Origin of the sequence: Streptococcus cristatus, from assembly GCF_003943515.1 — a bacterium.
In the GTDB taxonomy this organism is placed as follows: domain Bacteria; phylum Bacillota; class Bacilli; order Lactobacillales; family Streptococcaceae; genus Streptococcus; species Streptococcus cristatus_D.
Window position 1 is genome coordinate 251,143 of the sequence record NZ_RJPT01000001.1, and the last position, 17,064, is coordinate 268,206.

Annotated in this window: 17 protein-coding genes and 1 tRNA gene; 17 read left to right on the forward strand and 1 reads right to left on the reverse strand. The window is 42.8% G+C overall.

All coding sequences use genetic code 11. The features are described 5' to 3' along the window. Positions 1-198 precede the first annotated feature (198 nt). From D8791_RS01330 to rsmA, 6 genes are all read left to right on the forward strand, one after another. Positions 199-1,236 carry an ArsR/SmtB family transcription factor gene (locus D8791_RS01330; RefSeq protein WP_125387276.1) on the forward strand — a complete coding sequence of 346 codons (1,038 nt, stop codon included), beginning with the start codon at positions 199-201 and terminating at the stop codon, positions 1,234-1,236. Between the two features lie 133 nt (positions 1,237-1,369). Then, positions 1,370-2,602: an MFS transporter gene (locus D8791_RS01335; RefSeq protein ID WP_125387277.1), complete on the forward strand. Its 1,233-nt coding sequence runs from the start codon at positions 1,370-1,372 to the stop codon at positions 2,600-2,602. 102 nt (positions 2,603-2,704) lie between these two features. Continuing rightward, positions 2,705-3,475 (forward strand): TatD family hydrolase, encoded by a 771-nt coding sequence (locus D8791_RS01340; RefSeq protein WP_125387278.1) that lies wholly within the window; start codon positions 2,705-2,707, stop codon positions 3,473-3,475. Further along, complete coding sequence (gene rnmV / locus D8791_RS01345) at positions 3,441-4,037, forward strand: ribonuclease M5 (protein ID WP_125387279.1); 597 nt, start codon at positions 3,441-3,443, stop codon at positions 4,035-4,037. The genes D8791_RS01340 and rnmV overlap by 35 nt, the downstream gene beginning before the upstream one ends. Positions 4,038-4,048: 11 nt before the next feature. Then, positions 4,049-4,903: an SDR family NAD(P)-dependent oxidoreductase gene (locus tag D8791_RS01350; protein WP_125387280.1), complete on the forward strand. Its 855-nt coding sequence runs from the start codon at positions 4,049-4,051 to the stop codon at positions 4,901-4,903. Positions 4,904-4,923: 20 nt separating this feature from the next. Next, on the forward strand, positions 4,924-5,796 hold the full coding sequence (rsmA, locus tag D8791_RS01355; RefSeq protein WP_125446002.1) for a 16S rRNA (adenine(1518)-N(6)/adenine(1519)-N(6))-dimethyltransferase RsmA: 873 nt from the start codon (positions 4,924-4,926) through the stop codon (positions 5,794-5,796). Between the two features lie 116 nt (positions 5,797-5,912). Here the strand turns inward: rsmA and D8791_RS01360 are convergent. Then, a tRNA-Leu gene (locus tag D8791_RS01360) sits at positions 5,913-5,995 on the reverse strand. A 99-nt stretch (positions 5,996-6,094) separates the two neighbouring features. On the opposite strand from D8791_RS01360, the gene rsgA reads away from it, so the two are divergent. From rsgA to gap, 11 genes are all read left to right on the forward strand, one after another. Next, positions 6,095-6,973: a ribosome small subunit-dependent GTPase A gene (gene rsgA / locus D8791_RS01365; RefSeq protein ID WP_125446003.1), complete on the forward strand. Its 879-nt coding sequence runs from the start codon at positions 6,095-6,097 to the stop codon at positions 6,971-6,973. A gap of 14 nt (positions 6,974-6,987) precedes the next feature. Further along, positions 6,988-7,647 (forward strand): ribulose-phosphate 3-epimerase, encoded by a 660-nt coding sequence (gene rpe, locus D8791_RS01370; RefSeq protein WP_045500502.1) that lies wholly within the window; start codon positions 6,988-6,990, stop codon positions 7,645-7,647. Next, entirely contained in the window at positions 7,640-8,272 is a 633-nt protein-coding gene (locus D8791_RS01375) for a thiamine diphosphokinase (RefSeq protein WP_125446004.1), read from the forward strand. Before rpe ends, D8791_RS01375 begins: the two co-directional genes overlap by 8 nt. 1 nt (position 8,273) lies before the next feature. After that, positions 8,274-9,530 (forward strand): DNA recombination protein RmuC, encoded by a 1,257-nt coding sequence (locus tag D8791_RS01380; RefSeq protein WP_125446005.1) that lies wholly within the window; start codon positions 8,274-8,276, stop codon positions 9,528-9,530. Then, the gene (locus tag D8791_RS01385) at positions 9,520-10,464 is read left to right on the forward strand and encodes a 3'-5' exoribonuclease YhaM family protein (protein ID WP_125446006.1); all 945 of its coding nucleotides are present in this window, start codon (positions 9,520-9,522) and stop codon (positions 10,462-10,464) included. Before D8791_RS01380 ends, D8791_RS01385 begins: the two co-directional genes overlap by 11 nt. Before the next feature lie 201 nt (positions 10,465-10,665). Beyond that, positions 10,666-11,481, forward strand: coding sequence for a pur operon repressor (gene purR / locus D8791_RS01390; RefSeq protein WP_005591656.1), 816 nt, complete (start codon positions 10,666-10,668; stop codon positions 11,479-11,481). 15 nt (positions 11,482-11,496) lie between these two features. Continuing rightward, complete coding sequence (locus tag D8791_RS01395) at positions 11,497-12,114, forward strand: hypothetical protein (RefSeq protein ID WP_125387286.1); 618 nt, start codon at positions 11,497-11,499, stop codon at positions 12,112-12,114. 302 nt (positions 12,115-12,416) lie between these two features. Next, positions 12,417-12,830, forward strand: a complete 414-nt coding sequence (gene rpsL / locus D8791_RS01405; protein ID WP_005591658.1) for a 30S ribosomal protein S12 — start codon at positions 12,417-12,419, stop codon at positions 12,828-12,830. A gap of 19 nt (positions 12,831-12,849) precedes the next feature. Then, positions 12,850-13,320, forward strand: coding sequence for a 30S ribosomal protein S7 (gene rpsG, locus D8791_RS01410; protein WP_005591659.1), 471 nt, complete (start codon positions 12,850-12,852; stop codon positions 13,318-13,320). Between the two features lie 278 nt (positions 13,321-13,598). Beyond that, positions 13,599-15,677, forward strand: coding sequence for an elongation factor G (gene fusA / locus D8791_RS01415; protein WP_125446008.1), 2,079 nt, complete (start codon positions 13,599-13,601; stop codon positions 15,675-15,677). Between the two features lie 239 nt (positions 15,678-15,916). Continuing rightward, entirely contained in the window at positions 15,917-16,924 is a 1,008-nt protein-coding gene (gene gap / locus D8791_RS01420; RefSeq protein ID WP_005591661.1) for a type I glyceraldehyde-3-phosphate dehydrogenase, read from the forward strand. The last annotated feature ends 140 nt before the right edge of the window (positions 16,925-17,064 follow it).

Here is a 17,064-nt window from a genome sequence, read left to right on the forward strand (position 1 = left end):
AATCAATAACAAAATATCGAAAAATAATAAAAATTTATCAAAAAACAGTAAAATTATTTTTGATAAGCGCTGAAAAAATAACAAATACTCGCTGGAATAGATGGAGAGAAAGTAAAGCTCTTGCCCCTTTAACTGACTTTTTTGGTATAATGAAAGGCAGGAGTAGTCTGGCTTTGCTGATCGGAGATCGAGAGAATAATGCAAGAAAGGAAAGAGTCCGTGGGTCTAAAAAATCTTCATTACCGTAGTAAAATATATGAATTTCTCATGGCACCTGCTATCGTTTCAAGGGAAGATAAGTATATGTGGAAGGATTTGCGGCAGGATCAAAAGGAGCTGTTGCTTGATGTGCAGCCCTATTATGATCAGCTTTATCAGGCTTTACTCCCTCTGAAAAGCGAGCTGGTTGCTGTTGGTTTATTTGAAGAAGCTACGGTAGGGCTGGCTCCGCTCCTTTATCTCTATTTATTGGAAAAAGGGGAAGATCCAAGCAATTTAGAGGAATTACTGGAGTGTTTGAGAGCTTTAGACACAGATCAAATTCTTTATTGCCTAGAACTCAAGCTTTCTGTTGGAAGGGTTGCCAACAGAAGTCAGGAAGATTTGTTGGCTTTTCTAGAGGCTAGTGACAAGTCTCCAGAGAATAAATGGTACTGGTATCAAGCCATTCAGCATCCAGAGCAGCTGCGGAATCGGCTAGTTTCTTTACTGGAAGAAGTCTTCAAACTTTATCAGCCGATTTATGAGCGATTTGAGCAGGAAGTCTTGGTTTTTGAAAAAGATTTTAGCCTATCTGACATGTTTGATGATGAAGCGCTGAAAGATAAGTTACTTGCAAATGAAACACATGTCTTTGTCTTGTCACCTGTATTTATAGATTTCTTTTTTGAAAAAATTCCTGATTTTAGCTCTTATTTCTTGGTCGTTTCGACGAGAAGTTCCCAGGTGTCACAGACAGGATCGGAGCTTGATGACGAAACACTCGCTCTGACACTGAAAACTCTTGGAGATGAAACTCGCTATAAAGTCTTGATTGAGCTGATTCAGCCACATGCCAAGAATAAAGATATTGCGAAAAAGCTAGGCCTCACAAGAGCTTCTATCTCTTTCCATACGCAGAAGTTGCTAAACTCTGGCTTGCTGGAGCTTGTGATGGATGACGATTCTGTGAAATACACGGTCAATAAAAAACTGATTCAAAAAATTATAGAGAAGTTCAATCAGGACTTGAAATAGCTGAAGAAAACCTAGATTTATCCTAGGTTTTTATTTTTGTAAAGCAATTGTCTAACCAATTGTTGACAACTGTTTAATAAATTGCTATTATTTTTGTTAAATAAAACTCTAACAAAAATAAAGGAGTTGCTTTATGAATATCTTTCTAAAAAACAGAAATTTCCGTCAGTTGCTCATCAATCAATGGATTTCAGGTTTTGGCGATATTGTATTTTATTTAGCCTTGATGAACTATGTTTCTGCCTATTCCTTTGCTCCACTTGCGGTTTTCATCATTTCGCTTTCTGAAACCTTGCCCCAGTTTATTCAAGTTTTTACTGGAGTTGCGGCAGATTTTCAAAAGAACCGTACCCAGAAATACCTACTCATACAATTTAGCAAGATCCTACTATATAGTTTGGTGACGCTTTTGCTGTTTGGGCAAGATTTTTCTTTCTTGATTCTGCTTGTGATTTGCTTGATAAATTTTCTGTCGGATAGTCTGAGTTATTTTTCAGGTGCCATGCTGACACCCGTCTACATAAAGGTGATTGAGCAGGATATGACCTCTGCTATGGGCTTTCGACAGGCTAGTATGAGTCTGGTTCATATCTTGGGCAATCTGGCTGGTGGTTTTCTCATTACTTGGATGAGCATCGGAGCTTTGGCCGGCCTAAATACCTTGACTTTTGTGCTGGCCTACTTGGGCTTTCGACAGATTAGTAAGCATCTGCATGACTTAGAGCCGACCCTCGGCCATGACAAGGAGTTAACTAAAGAAAATTATTGGAAACACCTGTTAGCTTCTCTGAAAGTCTTGCTGGACTTGAAAGACATTGTGAGACTGCTCTTGATTTCATCTTTGGGTCAAGTTATTCTAAATATCCTGACGCCAGTAGCGACTCTGCTATTGCTCAAAAAAACTTTTTGGAACATGCAGGTAGGCCAGTCCCTTGCCTTGCTGATTGTTTTCAGTTCTGCTGGGTTGATTTTAGGGAATATGTTGAGTGGCAGTTTACTGAAAAAACTGTCGACCAAGCTTGTTATGTATGCTAGCCAATTGTTTGAAGGCTTTATCCTTTGTGGTTTTTTCTTGCAGAATTTTTTACTTGTCTTGATAGCGACCTTTGTTTGTGCCGTTGTGGTAGGTCTGCTGAGTCCTAGATTGCAAAAATCTGTCTTCAGCCTGATACCAGAAGAGTCCATGGGAGCCATCCAGTCAGCCATTAACCTATTTAGCATGACCGTTCCAAGTATTTTATCTATGCTCTTGATAGCCCTTGCTAGTAGTATGGGGATTGACTACATTCTTCCTCCACTTGTATTAATGCTGTTATTGTCTGTCTGGCTCATTATTCCGATGGGAGATTTGGATACGGATAGTTGACGAATAATAATTTTCTCATTTTTCTACTTTGGATAGAGTGACTTCTGCATTTTTAGGTCATTTTTGGTATAATGAAAGGCAGGAAATACAAGGAAGTAAAGCATGGAAATTTTTGATACACACACGCATTTAAATGTGGAAGAATTTGCTGGTCGAGAGGCAGAAGAGCTTCAGTTGGCTGCAGAAATGGGCGTTAGCAATATGAATGTTGTCGGTTTTGACCGGCCGACCATTGAGCGCGCCTTGGAGTTGGCCGATAGTTATGAGCAGATTTACGCTACGATTGGCTGGCATCCGACTGAGGCTGGGACTTATGATGAGGCTGTGGAAGCCTATCTGCTGGACAAGCTTGGTCATCCAAAAGTGGTGGCTCTGGGCGAGATTGGGCTGGACTATCACTGGATGACAGCGCCTAAGGAAGTGCAAGAGCGAGCATTTCGCCGACAAATCCAGCTGTCGAAAGAGTTAGACCTGCCTTTTGTCGTCCACACGCGCGACGCTTTAGAAGACACCTATGAGATTATCAAGAGTGAGGGTGTAGGCCCTCGGGGCGGTATCATGCACTCTTATTCAGGTTCTTTGGAAATGGCTGAGCGCTTTATCGAGCTGGGGATGATGATTTCCTTTTCTGGAGTCGTCACCTTTAAAAAAGCGACGGATATTCAGGAGGCTGCGCAGAACTTGCCTTTGGATAAAATTCTCGTCGAGACGGATGCGCCTTACCTAGCACCTGTTCCCAAACGCGGCCGAGAAAACAAAACAGCCTATACCCGCTATGTTGTGGAGAAAATTGCTGAACTTCGTGGGCTGACGGTCGAAGAAGTGGCGAAAGCAACCTATGCCAATGCAAAGAAGGTGTTTGGACTTGACTGAAAAGATAAAAATCCCCCAAGTGGTCGTTGTGGAAGGGCGTGATGACACAGCTAATCTCAAGCGCTATTTTGATGTTGAGACTTATGAAACGAGAGGTTCTGCCATTGGCGATGCGGATATTGAACGGATTCGTCGCTTGCAGGACTTACATGGAGTCATTGTTTTTACAGATCCCGACTTCAATGGCGAGCGGATTCGCCGTCTGATTATGACGGAAATTCCCACTGTCCAACATGCCTTCCTCAAGCGTGACGAAGCAGCTCCTAAGTCCAAGACCAAAGGGCGCTCGTTAGGCATTGAGCATGCTAGCTTTGAAGACTTAAAGACAGCCCTCGCTGGGGTAACCAGCCATTTTGAGTCAAGCAGTGATTTTGATGTGACGAAGAATGACCTCATGCGGCTGGGATTGCTCCTAGGAAGCGACAGCCGTCAGCGCCGAGAGTATCTGGGGGAAGAGCTTCGTATTGGCTACTCCAATGGCAAACAGCTACTCAAACGCTTGGAACTGTTTGGAGTAACCTTGGCAGAAGTGGAAGAAGCCATGCTTAAGTATTCAGTCTAACGGAGTCAGAAATGAAAAAAGTAATTATTACAGGCGGCAATAGTGGTATTGGCTACCAGGCTGCTAGACAGTTAGCTGAAAAAGAGTGGTCAGTGACCCTATTTTGCCGGAGAAAAGAAGCTGCTGAGCAAGCCTGTGAGAAAATCCGTCAACAAACAGAAAATCCGCATGTAGATTATATCTTGGTTGATTTATCTGAGATGAAAAGTGTCAAGAAAGCGGTAGAACAGTATATCCAAAAAGAAGCGACTTTAGATGTTTTCATTAACAATGCGGCCGATTTTGACTTATCGGTCAAGAAGGCTATTCTTACCAAAGACGGATTGGAAAAACAATTTGCGACCAATGTGGTTGCTCCCTTTTTACTTTCTGCTTTGTTGAGAGGCTTGTTGGAAAAGTCTGAGAATGGTCGGATTATTAATATTTCTTCCCAAGGACTGGTGCTTTATCCTTTCATGAAGCTTGATTTTGAAAATTTATCCGGTCAAAAACATTACAGTCCTGCCAAGACTTATTATCAGAATAAGCTGGCCTTGTTGATGCTGTCACTTTATATGCGGAAACAGTGGAAAGGCATCAAAATTCAAGCAATCCGTGTAACCAATGTCAAAGTAGATATGCGCCGCTATGATCACCTCAGCGCTTTTATGAAAAATCTGTATAAAATTAAGTCGAGATTTTCGATTAGTCCTGAAGAAATGGCGAAAGTCTATACAGCCTTATCTACAGAAGATGGCTATGAGGGCTTTTTGTATGACGAGAAATGTAGAGAAGTTAAGGCTAATGCATTTGCTTACGAGGAAGAAGAACAGAAAAAACTCTACACCTTGCTAGAGCAAATGACCTCCTTAAAAGATAACGAATAACGAATTAGAAAAGAGAGAAAATGAGAATTGCAGATTATAGTGTGACCCGTGCCATTCTGGAGCGTCACGGTTTCACTTTTAAAAAATCCTTCGGTCAGAATTTCCTGACGGATACCAACATCCTCCAGAAGATTGTGGATACAGCCGAGATTGATAAAAATGTCAATGTCATTGAAATTGGTCCTGGTATTGGGGCTTTGACAGAATTTTTGGCGGAAAGTGCCGCCGAGGTAATGGCCTTTGAGATTGATGATCGACTGGTTCCGATTTTGGCGGATACTCTGCGCGATTTTGACAATGTGACCGTGGTCAATCAGGATATTCTCAAGGTTGATCTGGCTCAGTACATAGCAGAGTTTAAGAATCCTGACCTGCCTATCAAAGTGGTGGCAAACTTGCCCTACTACATTACGACGCCGATTCTCATGCATTTGATTGAGAGCGGGATTCCTTTTAGTGAGTTTGTCGTGATGATGCAAAAAGAGGTGGCGGATCGGATTTCGGCTCAGCCTAATACCAAGGCCTACGGCAGTTTGTCGATTGCGGTCCAGTATTACATGACGGCCAAGGTTGCTTTCATTGTGCCGCGGACAGTCTTTGTGCCAGCGCCAAATGTGGATTCGGCCATTCTCAAGATGGTGCGCAGAGACCAGCCAGCAGTTGAAGTCCAAGACGAGAAATTCTTTTTCAAGGTTTCCAAGGCTAGCTTTGTCCATCGTCGCAAGACGCTCTGGAACAATCTGACCAGTCATTTTGGGAAGTCTGAGGAGACTAAAGGTAAATTGACAGCGGCTTTAGAACGAGCTGACTTATCTCCAAGTGTTCGGGGGGAAGCCTTGACTTTGGCAGATTTTGCCCGTCTGGCGGATGCCTTGAAGGAACAAGGATTATAAGATTTGAAAACCGGTCCTTTTCAAAAGGGCCGGTTTTTCTGAAAGAAATTTCAAGACGATTTCATAATTTTTCAAAAGAAAAACTCTTGTCAACTTGGACAAGAGTTCCTGTTCGATGCGGAGGAAGGGATTTGAACCCTCACACCCGTACGGGCACATGCGCCTGAAGCATGCGTGTCTGCCGTTCCACCACCTCCGCTTGCTTTTTATTATAACATATTTTTTGAAAATGCCAATAGTAAAAGCCAAATATATGTTTTTTTGATATAATAATTGTATTAACTTTAAAGGAGCAGTCTTGCAAGGAATAATTATCAAAGCCTTGGCTGGCTTTTATTATGTAGAGTCAGATGGGCAGGTGTATCAGACGAGAGCACGTGGAAATTTCCGTAAAAAAGGTCAGACGCCTTATGTTGGCGACCATGTCGAATTTTCAGCGGACAAGGATTCTGAAGGCTACATTTTAAAAATAGCCGAGCGTAAAAATAGTTTGGTACGGCCACCTATTGTCAACATTGACCAGGCAGTTGTAATCATGAGCGCGAAGGAGCCGGACTTCAATGCCAATCTCTTGGATCGTTTTTTGGTGCTTTTGGAGCATAAGCAGATCCATCCTATTATCTACATCAGCAAGTTAGACCTGCTTGAAGATGAGCAGAGCTTGGATGTCTATGTACAGGCCTATCAGGCCATCGGCTATGAGGTTGTTAAAACCACTGAGGAGTTATTGCCACTTCTGACGGGGAAAATCACTGTTTTTATGGGTCAGACTGGTGTTGGGAAATCCACTCTGCTCAATAAAATTGCACCAGACTTGCAATTAGAAACAGGAGAAATTTCTGAAAGTCTGGGTCGTGGTCGCCATACGACACGGGCGGTCAGCTTTTATAACTTGAATGGCGGAAAAATTGCGGACACTCCGGGCTTTTCTTCTCTGGATTATGAGGTGGACAAGGCAGAAGATCTGAACGTCGCCTTTCCAGAAATTACCGAAATCAGTCGGGACTGCAAATTCCGCACTTGTACCCATACGCACGAGCCGGCTTGTGCTGTCAAACCAGCCGTAGAAGCCGAGCGAATTGCTGCTTTTCGTTTCGAAAATTACCTGCAATTTCTCAGTGAAATCGAGAACCGTCGTGAAACCTATAAAAAGACAGCTAAAAAACTTCCTAAATAGAGAAAGGAACTATCATGAAAACATTTAAAATTGCTCCCTCTGTTCTGAGTGCGGATTATGCTAATTTTGAGACTGAGTTGAAAAAGCTAGAAGCTAGCGGAGCGGAGTATGCCCATTTGGATGTCATGGATGGCCATTTTGTACCCAATATCAGCTTTGGGGCTGGGGTTGTGGCCAGTATGCGTCCCCACAGCAAGATGGTTTTTGACTGCCATCTCATGGTATCCAATCCTGAGCATCATATTGAGGAATTTGCTCGAGCGGGTGCAGATATTATCAGCATCCATGTGGAAGCAACGCCGCATATTCATGGAGCTTTGCAGAAGATTCGGGCGGCAGGTGTCAAGCCTAGTGTCGTCATCAATCCTGGAACACCGGTTGAAGCGATAAAAAATGTCTTGAATTTAGTGGATCAGGTCTTAGTGATGACAGTCAACCCAGGCTTTGGGGGTCAGGCTTTTCTGCCCGAAACTATGGGTAAGATTCGTGAACTGGTCGCTCTGCGAGAGGCCAATCAGCTGAACTTTGATATTGAAGTGGACGGTGGGATTGACGATAAGACGATTCAGATGGCTAGAGAAGCTGGCGCCAATATTTTTGTGGCCGGTAGCTATGTCTTCAAAGGTGATGTCAGCCATCAAGTTCAGACTTTGAGGGATGCGTTAGATGCCTAGAATTGCTCTGTTTGCTGGCGGTGATTTGACTGCGGTCAATCGGGATTTTGATGTTTTTGTCGGAGTTGATCGTGGCGCCTTTTATCTGCTAAAGCAGCGCTTGCCTCTGGACTTAGCGATTGGCGATTTTGATTCTGTTTCCGATGAAGAATTGCTGCGCATAAAAGCTGGCGCCAAGGAAGTCATTCAGGCTCAGCCTGAAAAGGATGATACGGACTTAGAATTGGCTGTTCTGGCTTGCTTTGAGCGCTATCCAAATGCTTATCTGACGATTTTCGGCGCCTTTGGCGGTCGTCTAGATCATGCTCTGGCCAATGTTTTCTTACCCAGCAATGATAAAATCGCTCCCTATATGGAGCAGCTGATCTTAGTGGATGCCCAGAATTGCATCTGCTATGTTCCCTCTGGCCGTCATGAGATCAAGCCGGTGGAAGGCATGGACTATCTGGCCTTTCTGCCGACAGAGGATGTTCCTTTGACCATTGAAGGAGCTAAATATCCTTTAAATGAAAGGAATTTTTTCTTTAAAAAAGTCTATGCTTCTAACGAATTTATAGATAGACCTGTATTTTTATCCTTTGACAGAGGTTATACGGTTGTTATTTACAGTAAAGATAGGAGTTGATATGGAGTATATCATCATCATCCTGCTTATCATCAATCTGGTCTTTCTCTATTTCTTCTGGCAGAGACAGGGGCAGCAGGAGCAGGCAATCAAAGTCTTGTTAGAAGAGCAGGAGGATCACTTGTCCGACCAGCTGGACTACCGCTTTGAGCAAGAAAGACAGCAGGAAGCTCTTCGGCAAAAAGAGCTGGAACTTGTTCTGGGAGATCGACTAGCAGAAGTTCGAACAGATTTGCACCTTCATTTGACGGATTTGCGAACTGAAATGGCGGATAGTTTCAGCAAAAATCGAGACAAAACCGATGAACGGATGCGTCAGATTCAGGAGTCCAATGACCTGCGGCTGGAGCAGATGCGCCAGACCGTTGAGGAAAAATTGGAGAAGACTTTGCAGAGTCGCCTGCAGACCTCCTTTGAGACGGTGTCCAAGCAGCTAGAGTCTGTCAATCGTGGTTTAGGAGAGATGCAGACAGTGGTTCGGGATGTCGGCAGCCTCAATAAGGTTCTTTCCAATACCAAGACCCGTGGCATTATGGGCGAGCTCCAGCTGGGACAAATTATCGAAGACATCATGACCCCCAGCCAGTATGAGCGGGAATTTGCCACAGTGGCAGGTTCTAGTGAGCGCGTGGAGTATGCCATCAAATTGCCGGGACAGACGGAGCAGGACTATGTCTACCTGCCCATCGATTCCAAGTTTCCTCTGGCGGATTACTACCGCTTGGAAGAAGCTTATGAGTCGGGCAACAAGGAAGAAATTGAACTTCACCGTAAGTCGTTGTTGGCTAGTGTCAAGCGCTTTGCAAAGGATATCAACAGTAAATATCTAGCTCCGCCAGCTACGACTAATTTTGGGATTATGTTTTTGCCGACGGAAGGTCTCTATTCCGAAGTGGTTCGCAATCCAGAGTTTTTCGATAGTTTGCGGCGAGATGAGCAAATTGTTGTTGCGGGTCCATCTACCTTGTCAGCCCTGCTTAATTCTCTCTCGGTTGGCTTTAAAACCCTGAACATTCAGCGTAGCGCAGATGACATCAGCAAGGTTCTGGGCAGTGTCAAGCTGGAATTTAATAAATTTGGCGGCATTCTAGCCAAGGCTCAGAAACATTTGAAGAACGCTTCTGGCAGCATTGATGAGCTACTGACTCGCCGAACCAATGCCATTGAAAGAACGCTACGGCACATTGAATTGTCTGACCAAGACCTTCACTTACACTTGCTCGATATTCCAGATGAAAGGGAAGACTATGAAAATTAATCAAATGAAAAAGGATGAACTGTTTGAAGGATTTTATCTGATTAAGTCAGCCGAAGTCCGACAGACCAGAGCTGGGAAGAATTACCTCGCCTTCACTTTCCAAGATGACACTGGAGTGATTGAAGGGAAATTATGGGATGCCCAGCCCCATAATGTGGCAGAATTTACAGCGGGGAAGGTCGTTCACATGCAAGGACGCCGCGAAGTCTACAATAACACCCCTCAGGTTAATCAGTTGACTCTGCGTCTGCCAAAGGCTGGTGAGCCCAACAATCCTGCTGATTTCAAAGAAAAACCACCCGTTGATCAAAAAGAACTGCGGGAATATCTGGCGCAAATGATTTTCAAGATTGAAAATCAAGTCTGGCAGCGGGTTGTGCGCTCGCTTTACAGCAAATACGATAAGGAATTCTATTCTTACCCAGCAGCGAAAACCAATCACCATGCTTTTGAATCAGGACTCGCTTTTCACACAGCTACTATGGTCAAGCTAGCGGATGCGATTGGTGACATCTATCCTCAGCTCAATAAGAGCCTTCTGTTTGCAGGGATTATGCTGCATGACTTGGCCAAGGTCATTGAGTTGAGCGGTCCAGAAAATACGGAATATACTGTCCGAGGCAATCTGATTGGCCATATTGCGCTGATTGATGAGGAACTGACCAAAACCTTGGCGGAGCTGAAAATTGATGATACCAAGGAAGATGTCATTGTTTTGCGCCATGTCCTTCTTAGTCATCACGGTCTCCTCGAATACGGCAGTCCCGTTCGTCCAAAGATTATGGAGGCCGAAATCCTGCACATGATTGACAATCTGGATGCGGAAATGATGATGATGACCACGGCTCTGTCTCTCGTTGCTCCAGGAGAAATGACCAATAAAATCTTTGCGCTGGAAAATCGTTCCTTCTATAAACCAAAAATTAATAAGTGAAATACGAAAAATGGGCATTATATTTAGTATAATGTTCGTTTTTTTGATATAGTATGATATAATGAAAAAAATAAAATAAATATTCATAGAAATCACTCCAAACTTTGAAATCGAAAGAATTGAATTACTGCTCTATGCGAGAAGAACTACGTTCTCAGATTAGTTTGTGGCTGATTTTGATGGAGTCGAATTGGTGAAAAAATGAAATTAAGAAGAAGTGAGCGCATGGTGGTTATTTCCAATTACTTGATTAACCATCCTTACCAATTAACAAGTTTAAATACATTTGCAGAAAAATATGAGTCTGCCAAGTCTTCTATTTCAGAAGACATCGTGATTATCAAACGTGCCTTTGAAGAAATCGAAATTGGTACAATTGAGACAATTACCGGTGCTGGAGGAGGTGTCGTCTTTACTCCTTCCATTTCAGAAAAGGAGGCCAAGGCTATCGTTCAAGACCTCCGCGATCAACTGTCTGAAAGTAATCGAATCCTGCCTGGCGGCTACATCTACTTATCAGATTTGCTCAGTACGCCATCTATCCTCAATAATATCGGTCGCATCATTGCCAAAGCTTTTAAAGATCAAAAGATTGATGCCGTTATGACAGTGGCGACTAAGGGGGTTCCCTTGGCCAATGCTGTCGCTAATGTTTTGAATGTTCCCTTTGTCATTGTCCGTCGCGATTTGAAAATCACTGAGGGTTCTACGGTCAGTGTCAACTATGTCTCTGGCTCTAGCGGAGATCGAATTGAGAAAATGTTTCTCTCAAAACGTAGCCTAAAGGCTGGAAGTCGAGTGCTGATTGTCGATGACTTTCTCAAGGGAGGCGGAACGGTTAATGGGATGATTAGCCTTCTGTCTGAGTTTGATTCGGAGTTGGCAGGAGTAGCGGTCTTTGCGGACAATGCGCAAGCCAATCGCGATCATCTGGAATACAAATCGCTGTTAAAGGTGACCAATATCGACGTTAAATCAAATACGATTGATGTTGAGATTGGGAATATATTTGATTAACTTTAGGAAAGAATTATGAGAAATATTTTTGATAAATTAGAAAGAGCTTCTAACCTTGTTCGTTTAGGGATCCTGGCAATAATGCTGCTTATCTTGGTTTCTGGACTTATATTTTTAAAACCAGCTCAGAAGAATACGGGCTCCGCCAAAACAGTCAGTTATAGTAGACGTTCAAGCTCCAGTAAAGCTAGTTCTACTAAGAAAGCATCGTCAGAAGATAATACGATTCAGGATGCTGAAGTAGCTGTTAAAAAGTTAGAAGAAGAGCGTACCGATGAAAGTTTGACTCAAGCACAAGCAGCGGTTGACAAGGTAAAAGATGAGGACGCTAAAGCTAAGTTTCAAGGTCGAATTCAAGCCGTAAAAGATGCAATGAAAACACCTGAGGAATCCACTGAACCTGATTCAGACCAGCAGCAGTCATTCTCTCCTACGCCTGTTGCGCCAGTTTATCGAACACCTGCCATCTCAATCGAACCACGAATACAGCCACAAGAAAGTTCGACTCCTGCACCATCCTCTAGTCCAGAAGTTACCCCAAGTCCATCTTCGGAGATACCAAGCCCGTCTTCAGATACTTCGGGCGCCTCTTCAAATACGGTGGTTCCTTCCCAGACTTCAAGTGAAAAATAAGATTGAATAGCTATTTTTGTTAGTATTTAAGTAATTATCACCAATTAGTTGTAGCAATTTTCAGATCTTTAAGATGATAATAATCAAGCAAAAGGTTGATTAAGAAGTGAAGATAAGTAAAAAATTAAGAAAACCTATTGACGAGGATATGCTTACGTGTTACAATGATAGACGGTACTTTTTACTTTTGGTCTCTCAAAAGTGTACAGAGACGTGCTGACAAATGTTGCAAAAGTACACACAGATGGTAGCTGTCACCAAGTATATCATCACCAAAATTAAAAAAATACAGGAGAATGTAGATGCCTACAATTAACCAATTGGTTCGCAAACCGCGTAAATCAAAAGTAGAAAAATCTAAATCACCAGCTTTGAACGTTGGTTACAACAGCCACAAAAAAGTTCAAACAAACGTATCTTCACCACAAAAACGTGGTGTTGCAACTCGTGTCGGAACTATGACACCTAAGAAGCCTAACTCAGCCCTTCGTAAATTTGCCCGTGTACGTTTGAGCAACTTGATCGAAGTTACAGCTTACATCCCAGGTATTGGACACAACTTGCAAGAGCACAGCGTGGTGCTTCTTCGTGGTGGACGTGTAAAAGACCTTCCAGGGGTACGTTACCATATCGTTCGTGGTGCACTTGATACAGCAGGTGTTACTGACCGTAAGCAAGGCCGTTCTAAATACGGTACTAAGCGTCCAAAAGCATAAGGAAAGGGGATAAAGATAAATGAGTCGTAAAAACCGTGCGCCTAAGCGCGAAGTATTGCCAGATCCGCTTTACAATTCACAATTAGTTACTCGTCTTATCAACCGCGTTATGCTTGATGGTAAGCGTGGTACAGCAGCTTCTATCGTTTACGGAGCTTTTGAGCAAATCAAAGAAGCTACTGGAAATGATGCACTTGAAGTATTTGAAACAGCGATGGAAAACATCATGCCTGTTCTTGAAGTACGTGCACGCCGTGTCGGTGGTTCAAACTACCAAGTACCGGTTGAAGTTCGTCCAGAACGTCGTACTACACTTGGACTTCGTTGGTTGGTAACAATTTCACGTGGTCGTGGTGAACACACTATGCAAGATCGTCTTGCAAAAGAAATCATGGATGCTGCTAACAACACTGGTGCAGCAGTTAAGAAACGCGAAGATACTCACCGTATGGCTGAAGCTAACCGTGCCTTCGCACACTTCCGTTGGTAAGATCATGATACTAAGAGCGCTAAAGGCACAAGGCAAAAATAGGAAACTGATGTAGTGTTTGAAGAACACAAAGCAGTTTGTCTTTTTTGCGCAGGGCCTCGCTCGGGTTCAAATTAGCTAAAAATATTATTCTTAGCTATAATTCAATTGATCGTCTTGTAAGTTGAAACCAACAAAAAACAAGATAAACATTGAGAACGGGTAGGTCCTGCCTATCCGTTTTTTCTAAATAATGTTATAATAGATTGTAAAATAAAAAAATAGGAGAAACTAACCTCATGGCACGCGAATTTTCACTTGAAAAAACTCGTAATATCGGTATCATGGCTCACGTCGATGCTGGTAAGACAACTACAACTGAGCGTATCCTTTACTATACTGGTAAAATCCACAAAATCGGTGAAACTCACGAAGGTGCGTCACAAATGGACTGGATGGAGCAAGAGCAAGAACGTGGTATCACTATCACATCTGCTGCGACAACAGCTCAATGGAACAACCACCGCGTAAACATCATCGACACACCAGGACACGTGGACTTCACAATCGAAGTACAACGCTCTCTTCGTGTATTGGATGGTGCGGTTACCGTTCTTGACTCACAATCAGGTGTTGAGCCTCAAACTGAAACAGTTTGGCGTCAAGCAACTGAGTACGGAGTTCCACGTATCGTATTTGCTAACAAAATGGACAAAATCGGTGCTGACTTCCTTTACTCAGTAAGCACACTTCACGATCGTCTTCAAGCAAATGCTCATCCAATTCAATTGCCAATCGGTGCTGAAGATGACTTCCGTGGTATCATTGACTTGATCAAGATGAAAGCTGAAATCTATACTAACGACCTTGGTACAGATATCCTTGAAGAAGATATTCCAGCTGAATACCTTGAACAAGCTCAAGAATATCGTGAAAAATTGGTGGAAGCAGTTGCTGAAACTGATGAAGAATTGATGATGAAATACCTTGAGGGTGAAGAAATCACTAATGAAGAATTGAAAGCTGGTATCCGTAAAGCAACTATCAATGTTGAATTCTTCCCAGTATTGTGTGGTTCTGCCTTCAAGAACAAAGGTGTTCAATTGATGCTTGATGCGGTTATCGACTACCTTCCAAGCCCACTTGACATCCCAGCGATCAAAGGTATCAACCCAGATACAGACGAAGAAGAAACTCGTCCAGCATCTGATGAAGAGCCATTCGCAGCTCTTGCCTTCAAGATCATGACTGACCCATTCGTAGGTCGTTTGACATTCTTCCGTGTTTACTCAGGTGTACTTCAATCAGGTTCTTACGTATTGAATACTTCTAAAGGTAAACGTGAACGTATCGGACGTATCCTTCAAATGCACGCTAACAGCCGTCAAGAAATTGACACAGTTTACTCAGGTGATATCGCTGCTGCCGTTGGTTTGAAAGATACTACAACCGGTGACTCATTGACAGATGAAAAAGCTAAAATCATTCTTGAGTCAATCAACGTTCCAGAACCAGTTATCCAATTGATGGTTGAGCCAAAATCTAAAGCAGACCAAGACAAGATGGGTATTGCCCTTCAAAAATTGGCTGAAGAAGATCCAACATTCCGCGTTGAAACAAACGTTGAAACTGGTGAAACAGTTATCTCTGGTATGGGTGAGCTTCACTTGGATGTCCTTGTTGACCGTATGCGTCGTGAGTTCAAGGTTGAAGCGAACGTAGGTGCTCCTCAAGTATCTTACCGTGAAACATTCCGCGCTTCTACTCAAGCACGTGGATTCTTCAAACGTCAGTCTGGTGGTAAAGGTCAATTCGGTGATGTATGGATTGAATTTACTCCAAACGAAGAAGGAAAAGGATTCGAGTTTGAAAATGCTATCGTCGGTGGTGTGGTTCCTCGTGAATTCATCCCAGCGGTTGAAAAAGGTTTGATTGAGTCAATGGCGAATGGTGTCCTTGCTGGATACCCAATCGTTGACGTGAAAGCTAAACTTTACGATGGTTCATACCACGATGTCGACTCATCTGAAACAGCCTTCAAGGTTGCGGCTTCACTTGCTTTGAAAGAAGCTGCTAAGACTGCACAACCAGCTATCCTTGAGCCGATGATGCTTGTAACCGTCACTGTTCCCGAAGAAAACCTTGGTGACGTTATGGGTCACGTAACAGCTCGTCGTGGACGTGTTGACGGTATGGAAGCACATGGTAACAGCCAAATCGTTCGTGCTTATGTTCCTCTTGCTGAAATGTTTGGTTATGCGACTGTTCTTCGTTCTGCAACACAAGGACGTGGTACCTTCATGATGGTATTTGACCACTACGAAGATGTACCTAAGTCAGTACAAGAAGAAATCATTAAGAAACACCGTGGTGAATAATTCACTACACGACGCTCGCTTCTAGCGGGCGTTTTTTCTTTTTGGAATCGAAATATGAAATTTATGAAAAATATCGAAAATACATGAAAGAAAATTTGTTACTTGTTAATAATAATGAAATCAGTTGCAATTTTACTTAATAAGGTATATAATAGATATGTTGAAAGGTGATTTGTAGTGATTCAAGTTACTCTTTTCACATAAAATTTTTTTTGATTTTCATAAGGAGGAAATCACTAATGGTAGTTAAAGTTGGTATTAACGGTTTCGGTCGTATCGGTCGTCTTGCTTTCCGTCGTATCCAAAACGTAGAAGGTGTTGAAGTTACTCGCATCAACGACCTTACAGATCCAGTTATGCTTGCACACTTGTTGAAATACGACACAACTCAAGGTCGTTTCGATGGTACTGTTGAAGTTAAAGAAGGTGGATTTGAAGTTAACGGTAAATTCGTTAAAGTTTCTGCTGAACGTGACCCAGAACAAATTGATTGGGCTACTGACGGTGTAGAAATCGTTCTTGAAGCAACTGGTTTCTTTGCTAAGAAAGATGCTGCTGAAAAACACCTTAAAGGTGGAGCTAAGAAAGTTGTTATCACTGCTCCTGGTGGAAACGATGTTAAAACAATCGTATTTAACACTAACCACGACGTTCTTGATGGTACTGAAACAGTTATCTCAGGTGCTTCATGTACTACAAACTGTTTGGCTCCAATGGCTAAAGCACTTCAAGACAACTTCGGTGTTGTAGAAGGATTGATGACTACTATCCACGCCTACACTGGTGACCAAATGATCCTTGACGGACCACACCGTGGTGGTGACCTTCGTCGTGCTCGCGCTGGTGCTGCTAACATCGTTCCTAACTCAACTGGTGCTGCTAAGGCTATCGGTCTTGTAATCCCAGAATTGAACGGTAAACTTGATGGTTCTGCACAACGCGTTCCAACTCCAACTGGATCAGTTACTGAATTGGTAGCAGTTCTTGAAAAGAACGTTACTGTTGATGAAGTAAACGCAGCTATGAAAGCAGCAGCTAACGAATCATACGGTTACACAGAAGATCCAATCGTATCTTCAGATATCGTAGGTATGTCTTACGGTTCATTGTTCGACGCAACTCAAACTAAAGTTCTTGACGTTGACGGTAAACAATTGGTTAAAGTTGTATCATGGTACGACAACGAAATGTCTTACACTGCACAACTTGTACGTACTCTTGAATACTTTGCAAAAATCGCTAAATAATTCAATTGTATAAAGAAGAGATCCGAATGGATCTCTTCTTGTTTTGTAGAACAGCTTGAAGGAGTGGCTATTGGAAATCAACTCGATCATCTAGCAGCATTAGCATTTATCAGAAAAATGAGAATCGTGTAGTCTTTCAT